Origin of the sequence: Paraburkholderia sediminicola, assembly GCF_046026675.1 — a bacterium.
GTDB lineage: Bacteria > Pseudomonadota > Gammaproteobacteria > Burkholderiales > Burkholderiaceae > Paraburkholderia > Paraburkholderia sediminicola_F.
Genome location: NZ_JAQQEY010000002.1, coordinates 1,353,133 through 1,370,945 on the forward strand (window position 1 = coordinate 1,353,133; position 17,813 = coordinate 1,370,945).

Genomic DNA, 17,813 nt, shown 5'->3' on the forward strand with positions numbered 1-17,813 from the left:
CACGTTTCGCGCATGTAGGGTTGCGTGGCGGCGCCCGCCGACGGTTCAGTCACAGTATTACCAATCGGATCTAGCGCCGAATACCTTCGAACCTGTAACTCGCGATAACATACTCTCACGCGCAATGAAGATACGGCGGCGCCAGTGCGCACCGCACCCAATAACGAGAGATATCCGAGGTGTTCTATGAGCTTGGCAAGCGTTCGCTCAAGCCGTGGCGATAGCTATGAGATTCTGATTGCCGCTCAATGGGTATTGAAGATGCTGACTGGCGTCGATATTGAGAGCGTGGGCATTGACTCGACGGAGCTAGATGCGTCGGGCGAGTTTGTCACTGTTGACGATGTTGTGATTACACACAAGGACGGGACTAAAACGTACTGTCAGTGCAAGAAGAATCAAATAGATTTCGATTCATGGGGTATCGGAGACCTTGCTGACGACCTGAAGAAAACGGCGAAGCAGCTTATCCGTGACAATCAAGGACGGGTAGTTTTCTTCTCCGCCGTGCCGTTCGGCCAGCTTCAAAAGCTAAAAGAGCACTCGAACTCTTTTTCGGACAACAGCGCGTTTCAGAAGAGCCTCACCAGTAACAAATCCCTGGCACCAATTGTCAGCAAACTTACCGCGCTATGGTCGGATTGGATTGACACTGGCAGCAACACTCTTTTCAATCTTCTCCGACGTACTTCCTTCGAGGTTACGCCTTCGCAATTATCTCTTGCCAATCAGATTAGGCGTGATCTGGGAATGAGTGTTACTCAGGCCGAGCACGTTTACAACGCATTGTGCGCGCATCTGGGCCGGCTCAAAAGTCGGACGAGTGGGGATCCCGCCACAGTCAATGCGGCGTCGGCTCTCACAAAAGAGGCGCTTTCGCAGCTTATTAGTAAGGCGGGCGCGGTACATACGCCACCGCGTGCAGAAGCGGACCTGCTACAGGAGTTCAAACAGGTGTCTGCCGTGGGCCGAGCATGGCGTAGAGAAATCGGCTCCCGACGCATACCGCGTGCATCACTGCAGCAGCTTTTGCGACACATCGACAATGGCGCAAAGCGCGTCCTGGTATCAGACGGCCCAGGTGCGGGAAAGACCTGTTTGCTGCTTAGTCTGGTCGATGAGCTCGAGACTCACAACTCCCGCGCTGTTATCTTTGTCCAGGGTCGAGAGTTCGCCGACGCGGCGAGCGACGCAGAGCGTCGCGCTTTGGGACTGCCCTCCAGCATTCTTGACTCTGTCGCCCGTATGGCCGAGTACAGGCCTGTTGTGGTCGTGCTGGACTCAATGGACGTATTGTCATTGGCCCGAGACCACTCCTCTCTTAATTACTTTCTTACAATTGTCGATCGGCTGCCAACAATCGAAAAGGTTTCTGTAGTCGTTGCGTGTCGAAGCTTCGATCTGAAATATGACCGTCGGCTCGAGCGTCGTGAGTGGGACGTAACGGTGACCCTTGGCGCGCTTGATTTGCAGACTGATGTCGTGCCATTTCTGCAGGAATGGAATGTCGACTCGTCAGAACTCGATGACCGGCTTCGTGACATTCTGACCAACCCACGTATGCTCGCTATCTTCAGCGACGTCGTTCGTGGCGGACAAATTCCTGTGGCAACCACGTCACAAGAGCTGACAGAGCGGTATCTCGAGACCATTGTCTCGAAAGATGTTGCGCTTGGGGAGCAGGCATTGATAGTTCTCGAGGCGTTGGGGCAACAGATGCTCACGCGGCGCCGATTATCTATTTCGGCCATGAGCGCCAACGTTCCTCAACAAATGAAAGCGTCGTTGCTCAGTAGTGGGGTCATCGTTGAAAACGCAGCCAGATCTATCGAGTTTGGGCATCAAACTTTGCTCGACGTGCTCGCGGTGCGCGCGGCAATCAGGTCGAACATTTCATTGATAAGCTTTGTGCGTGTCCATGCGGCTACACCATTTCTGCGCCCCACGATCCGTAGCTTTCTGTTTCATTTACGCTCAACAGATGTAGGCACCTTTCGCTCGCAGGTTCGAGCTGTCATTGATGCCGATGACATCGCTTTTCATTTGAAGCGACTCGTGGCAGAGTCACTTGCTGAGACAACGCCAGTCGACGATGACTGGCGCCTCGCCTCTTACCTTATTTCCCGACACCCGAAGCTCTTTCAGTTTTTCTATTTCTCAACTCGCTCGGCCGATTGGTTCGATTTTTTCAGGCGGAACTGGTGGCCAAATCTCATTGCGAAGAGAGCAGTCGAAGGCGTTGATTTATACGGAAACCACCTTGGCGCTTGGGTTTCGACATCGTCTCGGGAGGTCGTGGAAGTTTTTTTGGAACTGCTAAGGCTGAACTGGCTGCCGCGCAACCATGCAATCGGGATCATCGCCCGTTCAATGTATCATTGGACTGACTGGACGGCACCCCGCTTGGGCGAAGTCCTCGGCGCGCTGATTGACTCTCCTTCAGCAATCAGTTTGCAGCTTGGTCGGCAACTCGCAAAGTGGGTCGAGGCAACGGGGGACGGCGACGAGTTCCTTTGGCGGTTTATCATCCAAGACATCACTTCAGAGGACGTACGCTATCGCGCAATCGGGGCGAAACTTCGCTGCGGGCCCGATCGCCTTGGTCCTGACCGGGAGTTTCTAAAGAGGCGCATGGCCTCGTCAGAGACGTTGCTGAACCTCTCGATTAAGAGCGTCGACGACTGGACCGCACGCGCGTCAGAAAACTTCGGTGGGTCGCGATGGCGGAGCGGCTTCATAGACGAGACGTCATACTCACTGTCGCATGCTCACGATGACATGAGACGCGTGGACGGTGGGACCGTACTTTTGGGCGCGATCGAGTACGCTTGCCTAAATCACGCAGCGGCTGACACTGCATGGTGGCGCGCGAATGTGAATACGCTCCTCCAGAGTTCGGACGACGGCCTGCGCTACATTGCGATCCTTTCCATTGGGAAAACACCGGAAACGAATATTCCCAGCATCCAGAGCGTTCTCTTCGACAGATCCATGCTTGAATATGGAGCCGACTACGAAATCGGGCGGATGCTCAATGCGTCATTTCATCTTCTTACACCGGAAGTCGGAGACAAGGTTCTTGCTCAGATTATGACGCTTCACGAGGACCGTTCCGGGGAAGAAGGGAGCGCACTCGAATGGATTCAACGAAAGCGACGCGATCTTCTGGACTGGACTCCGGCCTGTCTCAGGTCTTCCGGGGCTAACGCCTACCTAAACCAGTTGCGCGATCGGTTTGGCGATTTCGATCGCAAGCCGAGGATAGAACGCAGGAGCGGATGGGTCGCCCCCCCGTTTGAGTACAAACGCTTCGTTGAGCTTTCGGCCTCCGCTGTCATCCTTCTCTTGCGTCAATACAGTTGTGGTTACTTCCGAGACGATTTTCTTAGCATGGGAGGGCCTGATTCTATCGCGACGCAATTGTCAGAGGCCGCGTCAAGGAATCCGTTGCGATTCCTGTCGCTGCTTGCTGGGTATTGGCCACAGATTGACGATCGCTTCGGCGCTGCCATCCTCGCAGGTGTGAGTCGGCACCTGGGTTACCGCTTCGGCAACTACGGGAATACCAGCGGATGGACGCCGGCGGAAGAACCTTCTGGCTCCGTCATCGCGAAGCTGATATTGGATGAGCTCGACCGCCATCCCGCTTCATGGCGCGGTACTCGGGCTGCTGCCGAGGCTCTTGAGGCGTCGGCAGCCGTCATCGAAGATGAATTTGATCTCTCCCGGTTTGCCTTTCATCTTGTGGGCATATCCCTGTCTAAGGATCCGGAAGAGGAGGGGAGCGATTTGGCAATGACGGCGCTAAACAGTACAAGAGGGATCGCCGCTCAAGCAGCGGCGAAAGCCGTGGCTCGATGGGCAGCAGAAGGCCAACACGTTCCCGTTGAGCTTGTATCGACGCTTCAGCGCTTTGCCGCTGACGCAAGCGCCGGTGTTCGATTTGCCATCATTCGTTACCTACCACAACTGCAGCAGGCGGATCCAGATTTGGGTTGGCTTCTTTTCGCTCTCGCAACCCAAGGTGCCAACCCGTCAATCTGGGTTGAGGCCGAATCGTGCCTTTACCATGCTTATCATCATGGTTTTGACAAAGTGGATCCATACCTCGCGGTAATGTGTGAAGCGGGCGCTTACGAGTCCTGGGCGCATATTGTATGCTTGGCGCACCTCTCGGGACACGTCTCTACAACTGATATAAAGACGTCCCTTGAGGGCATCGAAGATGAGTCGGCGTGGGTCGGTGCTGCCCGCGTATTTGCCACCAACGCTGGACTTGCCGAACACCGGGCCGCGTGTTTTGAGATGATTGAGTGGGTGTTGCAACATGCGCCATCATCACCGATTATCGCAAACGAAGTGGACCACCGGCTGTTCAATGCGGAATCGACTCCGCGCTACGTGCCCCAGACGCTGCTACAAGCTATATTTGTGTATAGAAGCAGAATCAACCCGGCGCAACAGACCGTAGCCACGTCCTTCTTTGAGTGGCTGGCAGCAAATGCTGTCGATGCTCCCGACGAAACGCTTGCGGCCATCGAGACGATGCTCGATGATTTTACTTGGTCAGAAGAAGGAACATTCTTCTTTCAACCGTCCATCTTCAGCGCACTGTTTCAAGAAGCGGAAGAGCGGGAAGAATCCGATAGCGGGGAATTCCTCCGACGCGTCGTTGCGGTTCATGACACTTTGCTTCAATCCGGCGGGGACATCTTTTACAACTGGCTCAAGGATGCCGAACGGCCATAAGCGTGAGCAACAGCTGGGCAGAAAGTCGATCGAGGAGCACCACCGCTGCCGGTGAATGATCGGCCACGCCGTGTCAGCGAGGTTTTCGTATGGACGCTTCCGGATATTGAAGACTGTTATGAATGGCTGTTTTTCAGGAGCCAGGTCGGTCGTCTTCGGAAGGTCACAATATCGAACCGAAGTCGTCTGCGATGACCGCATTCGCCGGCGCACGAACCGACGGTTTTCGTTGGTTTGCGCAAAGTGTTCGCGCGCACCAGCGGCCAGCCGGGCGCTGTGAGTCAGCCGGGAACATTTTCATGCAAGATGCAGTTGCATAAAAGTGTATCCCCGGCCGACGAAGCCGCAATTATGGCCGAACCGCGGGTAGGACTGGCCGTTGGCCGACATGCAAAGAACAATTTTCAGCCAATGACAGGAACAGTTTTTTGCAAACCAACGGTTTTCGTCGGTTCGCACAATTTTGTTCCTGCCAGCCTACGACTGGCTGGGATCCGCCGGGCAGGCAGGAACAGATTTATGCAAGACGGCGTTGCACAAAATTGTTCCTGCGCGAGAAGGTCCGTCGCATCATGCTCGACGGGGACAAGGTTATGCAAACCAACGTGGATGTCGTTAGTTTGCACCAGTTTGTTCCCGCCGATCTGTCCGTCTGACAGGTCTCAACGGCCGGTGGGGAACGCAATTGCTGCAAGACGTTTTGCAAGAGATTGTTCCCGCGCGGCACGGTGCACGCGATTGACCCCAGTGCCTAAACGCGACCGTCTGTCGGGCAGGGCTCGCGATCAACGCAACGGGCGGCGATGCGGTGTAGAGATTCCCATACAACGCTGCGCGGTGCGTAACAGAGATTGGGAACAAAATTCTGCAGAATACGAGAACAGTTTTCCGCAAACCGACGCTAGCCGTTGGTTTGTGTGATTTTGTTCCTGCGCATGGCCAGTCGAATCGGGGCTTGTAGATGCATTGGGAACAGGTTTGCGTCAAGAAGCATTGCAGAAAATTGTTCTTTCGGCGGACGTTTGAGGCAATTTTGTAAGTTTGCCGACGCCTCCCGGACGTGGCCGATTTGAATTCCGACGAAAGTGCTCCCGCTGGAGACTACTCCCTGCGGCGCAAAGGAGACTGGGCCCGCGGTATCACGCGGCGCTCGTTTCACGTCTACAGGCTAGAGACGCTGGATAGCGTCAAGCAGCACGGCCGGTTTACCGACAACCATCTTGGCCGGTCGACCGGGTTGATTGTCGGTGGTTATTCGGCCATGTTTGTCGCTCCTTCACTGTGGTTGTCGGTGGATGATTGTCGGCGCCGGCTGTTCTGCTTGTCGCTGGCGGTGCGACGGCGGTAGCTTTCGACATTCATCTCGAAGATCGTCGAATGATGAACGAGCCGGTCAATCGCTGCGACGGTCATGCCGGGGTCCGGGAACACATCGTTCCAGCCCGAGAACGGCTGGTTGGCTGTGATCAGAAGGCTACGGCGTTCGTACCTTTCGGCGATCAGTTCGAACAGCACGCTCGTTTCGGCCTGATCCTTCCGGGCGTACGACAGGTCGTCCAGGATGATCAGGTCGAACCGATCGAGTTTGGCAAGGGCGGACGGCAACTGCAGGCTCTGCCGCGCGGCCTGCAACTTCTGGACGAGTTCGCTGGTGCGCGTGAACATCACCCGGTAACCGGCGTCGATCAGCGCGTGTCCGATGGCCGTAAGCGCTAAAAAAGGCGCACCTATCATTGTCGGCATTTGAGAGAGACGATTGCGTCCGCAACCTACATTGCGGACGCAAACCATGAGCGATGATGAGTTTGACTTTCTGCCACTGCGAGTCATTCGAGAATGCTCCAACGGCAAGCGAAGGTACGACCCTGAGGGTAAGCGCCGACTGATCGAGGCGTGCTTGCTGCCGGGTGCGTCAATCGCCGGCCTCGCACTCAAGGCTCAAGTAAACGCAAACCAGCTGCACAAGTGGATTCGCCTGCATGAGAGGGCAAAGTCTGCTCGTGCAGCCGAAGACACGGTGGACCCGGTAACGACGGCGTTCATCCCTATGGTTTCTGTCGAACACAGCTATCCGGATTCCGATCCCAAGTCGTCAGCGCTGCCAGTGCCTTCGAGTCACAGGCAATCGGCGACAGTGTCGCGACCCATGGCGCGCCTGTCGGCGCAACTGCCAAACGGGGTAAGAGTCGAACTTGAGTGCTCACGGCACGATGCGACACTTGTCACGGCATTGATCGCCGCACTGGGAGCGCATTGATGTTCCGCCTTGACTCCGACCTCCGCGTCTACCTGCACCGCGAGCCTGTCGACTTCAGGGCTGGCATCAATAGCCTCACGGCGTTGGTCGAACAGTCGATGCAGCTCGATCCTTTCGCCCGCGCCGTATTCGCGTTTCATAACCGCAAACGCAACCGCGTCAAGCTGTTGCTGTATGAGCGCTCAGGTTTCTGGCTAATGTTAAAACGTCTCGAGAAGGACCATTTCATGTGGCCGCGCCGCAAGCAGGCCGTGATCGAGCTGACGACCGAGCAGCTGCACTGGTTGCTTGACGGTATTGACGTCGATGCGATGCGTCGTCATCCCGCACGACAGTACCATCATACAAGCTGATGCTGCGGGCATTGCCAGGCAACGTCGTCGACAGCCGTTACAAATTTCCGTAAACCCATTGTGCGTTCTGATTCGCTACTGTGGGTAGCATGGACGAACGCGAATTCTCCCGATTGCCTCCAGCCGCGCAGGCTTACATCCGTGAGCTCGAGGCCCGCAACCGCCAGTTGGGTGAGCGAGTTCGCCATCTCGAGGAACAGTTCCGGCTTGCGCAACACAAGCGCTTCGCACCGAGCAGCGAGAAGCTTCGGGATCGTATCTTCAACGAAGCCGAGCAGGCCGCAGCCGAAGATCCGGAGGATGACGTGGGCGAACTCGACTTGCCTGACACGGGTTTGCCGGAAGCGTCAGAGCCTGCTCGCCGCAAGCGAGGTCGCAAGCCTCTGCCAGCGGCTCTTCCCCGCCAGCGCATCGAGTACGACCTGCCCGAAGAACAGAAGAACTGTCCCTGTTGCAGCAACGCGATGCATCGTATGGGGGAGGAAATCAGCGAGCAACTGCATATCGAGGTGAAGGCCTCAGTCTTGCAGCATGTTCGCTTTAAATATGCATGCCGTCATTGCGAGCGTCTCGCCGAGCGTACGCCGATCCTGGTCGCGCCGATGCCGGCGCAACCATTACCGGGCAGTCAGGCCAGCCCCGCGATGATCGCCACCGTAATGACGGGCAAGTATGTCGACGGCACGCCGCTATACCGGATGGAGGACGCGCTCGGGCGCGCGAACATTCCGGTGGGCCGAGGTACATTAGGACACTGGGTCATCAAGCCAACGCAATTGCATCTGGACCGCCTCTATCAGTCGTTACGCAAGACCTTGCTGTCGCAGCCACTGATTCATGGCGACGAGACCACCGTTCAGGTGCTGAAGGAGCCGGGCAAAACCGCGCAAAGCCAGTCTTATATGTGGCTGTATCGAAGCGGGCAGGATAGCGCCGAGCCGGTGGTGTTGTTCGACTATCAACCCGGACGTGGCAAGCAATATCCCCAGACGTTTCTCGCGGACTACAAAGGCATGGTGATGTCCGACGGCTACAGCGCGTGGCGAACAATCAAGGACGTGACTCACTTCGGTTGCCTTGCTCATGCGAGACGCGGATTCGTAGAGGCCCTGAAGACGCAGAAAAAACCAGGCAAGCGGGCACAGCAGGCTCTCGAATTCTTCCAGCGACTCTATCGCGTCGAAGCACTCGCACGAGAGAAACCGCCGGGCGGCGAAACCCGTGCTACGTATACATTGCGATTGCGACGACAGCACAGCGTTCCGCTGCTTGACGCATTTAAAGCCTGGCTGGACGAGCAGGCACCGCAAGTGCCGCCCGAAAGCTCGCTGGGCAGCGCCATCAGCTACACGCTTAACCAGTGGGAGTATCTCAGCCGTTACGTTGCCGACGGACTAGCCCCGGTTGACAACAACATCGCGGAACGCGACATCCGCCCGTTTGCCACAAGCAGGAAAGTTTGGCTCTTCAGCGACACCGTCGCGGGAGCGAAAGCCAGCGCCGTCATCTACAGTCTCGTGCTTACGTGCCGCGCGTGCAACGTCGAGCCATACGCGTACCTGCGTCACGTTCTTACGCAACTGCCTCAACGTGCACCGGACGCCGACGTCAACGATCTATTGCCATTCCGATTCGTGCAGCCCCACGCCGACGTCTACGCCGCCTAAGCACGGATGTGTGCTCAATTTAGCGCTTACCGATGGCCGAACCCAGATGACTTTTTCCAGCCCCGGGCGGCCCGAACAGAAGTGCCGTGGCGCCTTTCTCAAGCCATGAGTCGCCGGTCGCGAGCGCCATGACGTGCGCCTTCGAGACCATCGGCACCATGCTGAAGTCGAAGGTGGCAAGCGTCTTGGTCGGGTCCAGATGCGACTCGGCGCGGTGTCGTTCAATGCGTCGTTTCGCTCGTTCGGCTAGCTCGTGTTCGAGCAGTGCGCCGAGCAGCCGCGTAGCCTGCCAGCCTTCCTTGTCGGAGCGTTGCGCAAATTCGGGCCACAGGCGGGCTATCGTCGGCAGGCGCAGTTCATTGAGCATCAGCGCCAGACGGCCGGCATCGTAAGCGGGCGTGCTCATGCGACCTCCTTGTGCAGCAGATCATCATAGGTGCTTGCAGGGGGTATCTCGACATTGACGACGGGGCAAGCGGCATGACGCGGCGCAAATTCCTCGCGCAACGCCTTCAGATCAGGCAGATTGCCGTCAACCAGCAACGCGTTCAGGCGCGCGGCCAGCACAGCCTCGACGCCATCCATAGCGGCGAGTTCAAGCAATCCGACCATCGTCTTGCACGCCTCGCGCTGCGTCAGTCGTAGTTCGAGCTGCTCCCACGTCCGGCGATAGGCCTCACGCGGGAACAGTTCGTCGCGAAACGCAAGGCCCTTGAAGGCCTGTGGCTTGCGTTTGAGGCTATCAATGAAGTGTCGGTAATCCAGTGAACGACGGTTGTCGCCGGCACGCGAGCTTCGCGGGGTGCTATGCACCAGTGCGCCGGACAGATAGCAGTCAAGCCGGCTACCATAAACGCGAACCTTGAGGCGGTGACCAATCAGGCGCGATGGCGCGCTGTACAGAATCCCGCGCACGGTGAATGTGCTGCAGCGGGTGACGCGCGCTTCTTCCTCGACGAAGTCGGTCGTGCGCCTCACTGGCAGATCCATGAGCTGCTCGCGCTCAAGGCGGAACGCCGCCCCGTTACGCCGGTTACGACGCATGACGATCTCGCGCAGAAACTCGTCGTAGGCCGCACGATCGGCGAAGTCCCGATGACCGCGTAACATCAACGCCTGATCGACGGCTTCCTTCAGATAGCGGTGCGACGACTCAACGCTGCCATTCTCGTGACCCAGGCCACGATTGTTGCGTGTGCCGAGCATGCCGTAGTGCTCAAGCAACGCCGCATAGCGCACCGTGAAGTCGTCTTCGTCCGCGAGGTTTCTGAACGCCGCTGACAGGCTGTCGGTACGATGTTCGCGCGGACAGCCACCGGCCTGCCACAGGGCGTTCTGCAATCCCAGCGACAGGGCCTCGAAACTCTCGCCTCCTTCGACGACATTGACGTATTCCCAGCGTGAGAACGCCAGCACGAAGTGGAACAGGCGGTGATCGAACTGAACATCGGCGATCGTTACGCGCAGTTCGGCCATGTCGGTAAAGTCGGACAGACCGCGAGCGCCGGGCTCATGCAACTGTGGGAAGAAGACTTCCTTCGGCGGACCAGACGTGGCCCTCCATTGCCGCACGCGTCGTTCGAGTGTGCGGCGTGTGCTGTCGGGATACTGTCCGGCATGATCGTCCTGCAGTTTGCGCAGGATCGTGATCGCCTGAAGCTGTGGCGCGTTTGCGAGCATCGGGACGACCTCAGTGTCCCATACGTCGGCGAATGGGTCGGGGCGTGAGCGCCAGTAGCCGCGAGGCTTCTGGGAAGGCATTGTGGCGTCCCGTTCGATGCGGCGGGCGCTGCGTACGCTGATGCCGGCCTTGGCGGCGGCGATCTCCTGCGAGTGATGTTTGCGTTTGGACATGTAGAGGCGAACCTGTTGGTCGGTAATGCGGGTTCCAGACATGTAGCTGATCGCTTTCTTATTCGATCAGACATCGTAGAACCCGGCCGACTCGGCGCCGCCGGTGATGCGTCGTCTTCGGCGGCTACGCCGCCTTCGACTCCTCACCACCGGCCAAAACCTTCGCCGCTACACCAGCCAACATGATTGTCGCCGTCCAAGAGACGCATTTCTGCAAGAAGCGGGAACAGTTTTAGGCTAACCGACGGCATCGGCAAGCGTCGGCACTTTGAAGCCGACGCGGAACATGGCCCGTGCGGGCGGCACGACACTCCGTCTTACCGTGACCCCGACTTTCGAATTACGAAGACGATCAATACGCACGATTTACGAATTATTCGGGATCGATTATCTCGTTTCTTTGATATGAGAGAAATGGGTGAAGTTGGTTTTATCCGGAATGCATAGGACAAACGCCTGTTTAAAAATTTTTCGGCCGAAAATCGCGAGATGCATAAATTTCTTACGAAATTTCTTGCGCAGGCTGTAATCCTCATATAAAAATAGCTTGCCTGAAATTAAACGGATAGTCAGCGTTCGGCAGAAATGTGTTTCTTACGTTCGCCGCAAATTCAATACCAAAGACTCTCGGGGGCAGTATGGATTATCAGAACGCCGGGCTGGATCGATTCGGGATACGCGTTGCGTCCCGGGTCGCTACTGGCGCAGCTATCCTCGCATTGCTGCTTGTAAGTACTTCAGCAGAGGCCGTCTCTGTCCGATATACATACGATTCTCTCGGGCGGCTTGCCCAAGCGATCTACGACAACGGCTCCGGCACTACCACTATCTCCTATTCCTACGACGCTGCAGGCAACCGTTCGTCAGTGTCGACTACATCACCCTAGTCAACTGCACGCATCGTGATGATGCCGAGCAGGGCGGGTACTCAATACTAATGCGCTTCTCATGGAGGACTCGATGTCCAGCCCTGCGCGTTTGCGTGTAAATAAGTATATAAAGATATTCATTTTGGGGATTTTCGGTTTCGCGGCGTCATCAGGATTTGCCAGTCCCGATCCTTTGAATACTAAGGCACTCGTATCGCTTGCAGGCACCCGCGCAGCCTCATACCTCGGAACACCGATTCCATCAAAATCTCAAGGTAGCCCTTATATCGGCGTTCCGCCATCGAATACAGTAGCCCGCAAGGCAGTCACATTCGTTAGTGGCCAGCCTGCTGTTATGAGTAACTTCCCGCAAGCGGCAGCCGGTGGGAAATCCCCGGCGCCCGGTACCGTTTTCGCCAATTTTCCGCCAGTCTCAGGCGAAGCCTGGGACAAACTGCACGCGTCGGCGCAGCTACCGCTGAATATCAATCAGGGAATTGGCAAAGCGAATGTGACAAAGCAACTTCGGGCAAACCGGATTGCGGGAGATACAAACCCCGAGGGGCCGCCGTCGATTGCGGTCCTCGCGCGGGCGCTCGACTTCGATCCAGATGTGATCTTTCAGTGGGTTCGGAATAACGTCGAGTTTTATCCGATTTTCGGAGCCCAGAAAGGTTCGGTCGGCGCAATTCTTGACAATCAGGGCACCGCGTACGATCAGGCGATGCTGATGGTTGATCTGCTTCGCGCTTCCGGCTATACCGCGTCGTTCACTACAGGCGTGATCAAGGTTACCGCCGCCCAGCTTAATGCATGGTACGGCGTTGACACGTCAAACGCTTGTGGCGTCGTCGCTTTGCTCGGCAAAGGGCAGATCCCCATCTACACGGTTCATTCGACTGTTGGCGGAAGCTGCCCTGGTAACGTAGGGGCTCTCGTTGATGTCTCGATTGGCCATGTCTGGGTAAAAACCGTCCTGAATGGTACTACCTACTATTTCGACCCGAGTTTCAAAACCCACACTTTCAAAACAGGCATCGATCTGGGCAACGCCAGCATCACTGGATACAGCGCAGCCACGTATCTTAGCTCGGCGGAGAGCGGAGCAACGATTACTGGCAACTACGTTCAAAACATTAACCGGACCAACATCCGGAACAACCTGACTACCTATGCAAGTAACCTGGCCGGCTATTTGCGCTCAAACCTCCCCGCGGCTACGCTGGATGACGTTGTCGGTGGAAAATCTCTCGATCAGGTGTACGGTGCGATTCCGCACTATACATCGCCGCCTCTCCAGGACACAGCCTTTCCACTCCAGGATCTGGCGGATATTCCGAACTCGCTGAAACCGACACTTCGGGTTCAGTATCAAGGCATCGACCAGACCTTTACGTCGGACGCGATTTACGGTCATCGTTTGACCATCACTTACAACGGCTCAAACCAACCCGTCCTCCAACTGGACGGGTCCATGGTCGGAGTGCCTGGCACAGCGGCGACTCCGGGCACGTCGACGCCGATCACTTTCACCGTCACACACAATGCGTACGCACTGCCCTTTGCCAATCAGACCTACAACCAGACGCTCAAAGCAGGACCCGGCAACACCTACGTTGTCGCTAATGGTTGGGGCCCAACGTCTCGCGGCCTCGCCGATTCGTATCAGAAAACGCTAGGCGATCTGCGCGCGAGTGGTGCGACCAGTGGAACGGAACCCGTCACAGGGTCTGCCCTCGAGTTGCTAGCAGCCCAATGGCTGGGACAGGGTGCCCAGGCCGTGTATCTGACGGAGCAGCTTCTTTCTAATACGACAATTCTGCATCAGCACCACATAGGTATCGCTGGGTATGCGTCCAGCTCGTACGTTGACCTTCAAGGGAGCGCGATCTCAATCGCGACGCTCGATGCTAACCCGACCAAGGAACAGGCGGCGCTGTTTAACGTGGCGATGCATTTCAGTTCGCTCGAATCAACAGCTGTACAGCAAACAAGCAGTGTGCCGGCGACGTCGACCGTCAATCTTGTCGACATTGCGGCCGCAGCCGGTCAGCCCATCTATAACGCAAACTCTTCTAACTACTCGACCGCCGTTCAGCCGAATCTGGTTAATTGCGGCGCGTATGCTTCAACTTTTGCCGCTTATCTTGGAGCGGGAAACCGGCTCATTCTGCCGCAGCACTGCGACCTCACTGAAAACCAATGGACGGGCGCTGGGTATTTTGTCATTGGTTCATCGACTGTGGGCTCGATGATAAACGGCGGACTCGGCGGTGGCTTTGGCAGCCAGCCTCAAGCCCTCACCTTCTATGAAGCGTTGGCGCTAATTTCCCAACCAAGCAATGGCTCCCTGACCAACGCGTCTGCTTTTACCTACAACGACCCCATCGACAGAGCTTCTGGAAACTTCAACTATGACCACAACGACGTCGTTGTAGGCACTGGCGCCTTCCCGCAGAGCCTGAATTTTCAGCGCCTGTACAGTTCAGGCCGAAAGAACCAGAGTGGTCCGTTAGGGAAAGGCTGGACACATAATTTCAATACAACAGCGTTGGTGAACTCCGATGGCTATCAGGGAATGGGGGAAGACTCAGCGCTTGACGCGGTGGGCACTCTGGTTGAAATGAAGGCGTCACTCGACCTTGTGCTCGATAGCTCGACGCCCATCGAAAAAATGGTGACGGCAACGCTTGGGCAGCGCTGGTTTGGCGACCAGCTCATCAATAACACTGTCATCGTGACGCAGGGACTTAATGGCGAGGCCTTCGTTAAACTGCCAGATGGGACCTACAACCCGCCTCCAGGCCGCTCTGAGAAGCTAGTGCTGAACGCCGACGGTACGTATTCCCTCGACTCCGTTCATCATGCAACGCTCAAGTTCAATTCCGCAGGCCAACCGGACACGTACACCGATACAAGCGGCGTTCAGGTGAAGTACGCCTATTCCGGATCCACACTGATCGGTGTTTCGAACAGCTTCGGACGGACACTGACGTTCACCTACACAAACGGGCTAATAACCCAAGTCAGTGACGGTACCCGAGTAGTCAAGTACGGCTACGATACAAGCGCCAATCTGTCGAGCTTTACAAACACGCTTAACGCCAGCACGACCTATGCGTACGGCCTGCCGGGTCAACTGACCCAGATGTTCCTTCCGAGTTTTCCTTCAATTGCCGCGGTTACAAACACCTATGACTATATGAATCGGGTGGCGATCCAGTCCAACGCGAGAGGAAAGACTTACTACTACTTCTTCGCGGGCTCGCGATCAATGGAGGTGGGACCGGGCAGCGTGGCACGGGTTACGTATTTCGATGCTCTGGGAAACGTTCTTGAGGACACAACGCCACTGTTCAACACGACGATCTTCAGCTACGACGGGCAAGGCCGGCTTGTAACGAAGACGTTGCCGCAGGGCAATGGGACGTCGTATACCTACGACGATGCCACCTGCGCGAGCGCCGAGAAGCGTTGCACCCAGAACGTCAAGTCGACCAGCCAGTTTGCACCCTCAGGTTCCGGTGTGTCGCCGCTCGTACAGAGCTTCACTTACGAGAGCGCCTACAACAAAGTCGCAACGGCAACTGATGCGCGCGGCAATGTCACCACATACACCTATGCGCCATGGGGTGACATTGCGACAGTGACATCGCCGGTCGATGCTGGCGGGGTGGCACCGTGGACGGCCTATGATTACTATTCGTGGACGCCGACCGGCTTTCCCACGATGTACCTTCTTGCGAAGACGACTGTAAAGACAAGCGCATCAAACCTCACCGCAACGACGAAGACCTATGACTGGGCGCACAATGAGGTGCCCGCTACCACGACGGTAGACGCCGGCACGGGAACGCTCAATCTTACGACCACCTATACCTACGACGGAACTGGGGATCTGACCGTGGTAGACGGCCCGCGCACCGACGTGATCGATACGGTCACGACGAGCTTTGACAGTGAGCGTCGCCCGACCGCGGTGACGGATGCGCTCGGGAAACAAACGCAGACCACTTACGACGCCGATGGCCGACCGATTGCCGTCGCCCGACAAACGGCGTCGCAATGGCTGACCAGTTGCACGCGCTACAGTGAGACTGGCAAACCAGTCCGGGCTTGGGGTCCTTCCCTGACGGCATCAGCAACAAGCTGTCCGGCAGAAGCTGCTCCGGTACCGATCACCGACACCGCATACGACGATCTGGATCGCGCGTACCAGACAACGCAATATCTTGCGACGTCTGATGGTGGCAATCGCGTTAGCACGACCATTTATAACAACGATGACAGCATTGCGGCAGTGAAAAAGGCTGTCGGGACAGCGCAGGAGCAAACCTACGTTCAGTTCACTTACACGGCAAATGGAAATCTGAACTCCAGTGCGGACGCGAAGAATAATCTGACCGCCTATGCCTACGACGGCTTTGATCGCCGCACGCGCACTTACTACCCCCTGCCGGGCACGCCTGGTTCGGCGAACACCAACGACTATGAAGAAAATGGTTATGACGCTAAAGGAAACATCACATCCATACGCCGGCGCAGCGGGAGCACGATCACCCAGACCTGGGACGCGCTCAATCGATTAACAGCAAGGACCTACCCGAGCAGCAGCGACAACGTTCAGTTTTCTTATGATCTCCGTGGCCTCCGGACCTCCGCGCAGTATGCGAATGGCAGTTACGCCGTCACATATACGTGGGACAACCCCGGTCGATTGATCGGCACGTCATCTGGCGGCAAGAACCTGGCTTTCCAGTACGATGGCGCTGGCAACCGGATTCAGATGACATGGCCCGACGGGTTCTACACCACCACCAGCTATGATGCACTAAACCGCACGGGCGTAATCAAGGAGAACGGCAGCACCAGCCTGGCCAGCTACGCCTACGATGATCTCAGCCGGATCACGACAATTACGCTGGGCAATGGCACATCGGTTCAGCGCACATACGACAACCAGAGCGGGCTGGCGACGTTGACGAACGCACTTACAGCGACTGGCGATCAGGTCCAATACACTTATGCCCGGAATCAGCTGCTCGATGTGAACAGTGTCACTTCGAGTAACGCCGCCTATCAGTGGAGCGGCGCCTCAGTTGGCACACAAAGCTATGTAGCGGATGGCCTCAACCGCTACACGAGCGCACAGGGAAACACTCCTTCCTACGACAGCAGCGGCAACATGTCGGGTTACGCTGGATGGTCATATAGCTACGACGTCGACAATCGTCTGAAGTCGGCATCAACAGGACTTCTTGGCATCCCGAACATCAGTTTTTCGTACGATGCCGATGGTCGCATGCGGCAGACTGTCGACACGGTCGGATTGTTCAACAGCACGACGACCAACTTGCTCAACGACGGCGGAAAATTGGTCGCTGAGTATGACTCGACGGGCAATACTGTCCTTAGACGGTATGTGCAGGGACCAGCCGTTGACAATCCCCTGGTCTGGTACGAAGGCAGCGGCACCACGAGCAAAAGCTGGCTTTACACCGACCAATTGGGAAGTGTGGTTGCAACTGCGAATGCGTCGGGCGCACGAACGGCGGTCTTTACTTACGGCCCATTCGGCGAGCCAAACGCTACGACCGGCGTGCGTTTTCGATTCACAGGACAACAGTTCCTTTCGACGCCCGGGCTGTACTATTACAAAGCGCGATTTTACTCGTCGGCGCTCGGCAGGTTCCTTCAAACTGATCCTGTCGGCTATCGGGATGACGAAAATTTGTACGCCTACGTTGGCAACAATCCGATAAATGCGGTCGATCCAACAGGTCTCGCAAGTGTCTTTACTGGGGACAGCTTCGTCACTGGTGCGAACAACCATCCGGGAGACTTGCAGTGCAGCGGAGGACGGTGTCAAAGCGGTGGCGATTATGGGACGAGCGGGTATTATCAATTCAGCAGCGGCATTTTGTGCCAAAAATGCGCTTTGTATAAAACAGGCGCCGAAGACCTTCCTGCTGCTGAACAAGCGGAAATATTGCGCCCCTTCACTTACTACGGATCAGGCGAATGAGTCGCCAGGATTCTTGATCGAAGCATCGGAGATTGCGTC

Annotated in this window: 6 protein-coding genes and 2 pseudogenes; 5 read left to right on the forward strand and 3 right to left on the reverse strand. The window is 56.6% G+C overall.

What is annotated here, in order from left to right; all coding sequences use genetic code 11:
* Positions 1-186: 186 nt before the first annotated feature.
* Complete coding sequence (locus PQQ86_RS25890) at positions 187-4,749, forward strand: NACHT domain-containing protein (RefSeq protein ID WP_408273351.1); 4,563 nt, start codon at positions 187-189, stop codon at positions 4,747-4,749.
* Between the two features lie 1,251 nt (positions 4,750-6,000).
* Here the strand turns inward: PQQ86_RS25890 and PQQ86_RS25895 are convergent.
* Positions 6,001-6,513, reverse strand: a pseudogene (locus PQQ86_RS25895) (ATP-binding protein); the annotation flags it as partial.
* Positions 6,514-6,538: 25 nt separating this feature from the next.
* On the opposite strand from PQQ86_RS25895, the gene tnpA reads away from it, so the two are divergent.
* The 3 genes from tnpA (at position 6,539) to tnpC (ending at position 9,026) form a co-directional block, all read left to right on the forward strand.
* Positions 6,539-7,006: an IS66-like element accessory protein TnpA gene (gene tnpA / locus PQQ86_RS25900; RefSeq protein ID WP_408273352.1), complete on the forward strand. Its 468-nt coding sequence runs from the start codon at positions 6,539-6,541 to the stop codon at positions 7,004-7,006.
* On the forward strand, positions 7,006-7,359 hold the full coding sequence (tnpB, locus tag PQQ86_RS25905; protein WP_116121444.1) for an IS66 family insertion sequence element accessory protein TnpB: 354 nt from the start codon (positions 7,006-7,008) through the stop codon (positions 7,357-7,359). Before tnpA ends, tnpB begins: the two co-directional genes overlap by 1 nt.
* Before the next feature lie 89 nt (positions 7,360-7,448).
* Positions 7,449-9,026, forward strand: coding sequence for an IS66 family transposase (tnpC, locus tag PQQ86_RS25910; protein ID WP_408273354.1), 1,578 nt, complete (start codon positions 7,449-7,451; stop codon positions 9,024-9,026).
* 28 nt (positions 9,027-9,054) lie between these two features.
* Here the strand turns inward: tnpC and PQQ86_RS25915 are convergent.
* Positions 9,055-9,432 (reverse strand): annotated as a pseudogene (locus PQQ86_RS25915) (ATP-binding protein); the annotation flags it as partial.
* Entirely contained in the window at positions 9,429-10,922 is a 1,494-nt protein-coding gene (gene istA / locus PQQ86_RS25920) for an IS21 family transposase (protein WP_459252433.1), read from the reverse strand. The pseudogene PQQ86_RS25915 and the gene istA, both read right to left, overlap by 4 nt.
* Positions 10,923-11,840: 918 nt before the next feature.
* Between istA and PQQ86_RS25925 the strand changes: the two genes are divergently transcribed.
* On the forward strand, positions 11,841-17,774 hold the full coding sequence (locus tag PQQ86_RS25925; protein ID WP_408273361.1) for an RHS repeat-associated core domain-containing protein: 5,934 nt from the start codon (positions 11,841-11,843) through the stop codon (positions 17,772-17,774).
* Positions 17,775-17,813 lie beyond the last annotated feature (39 nt).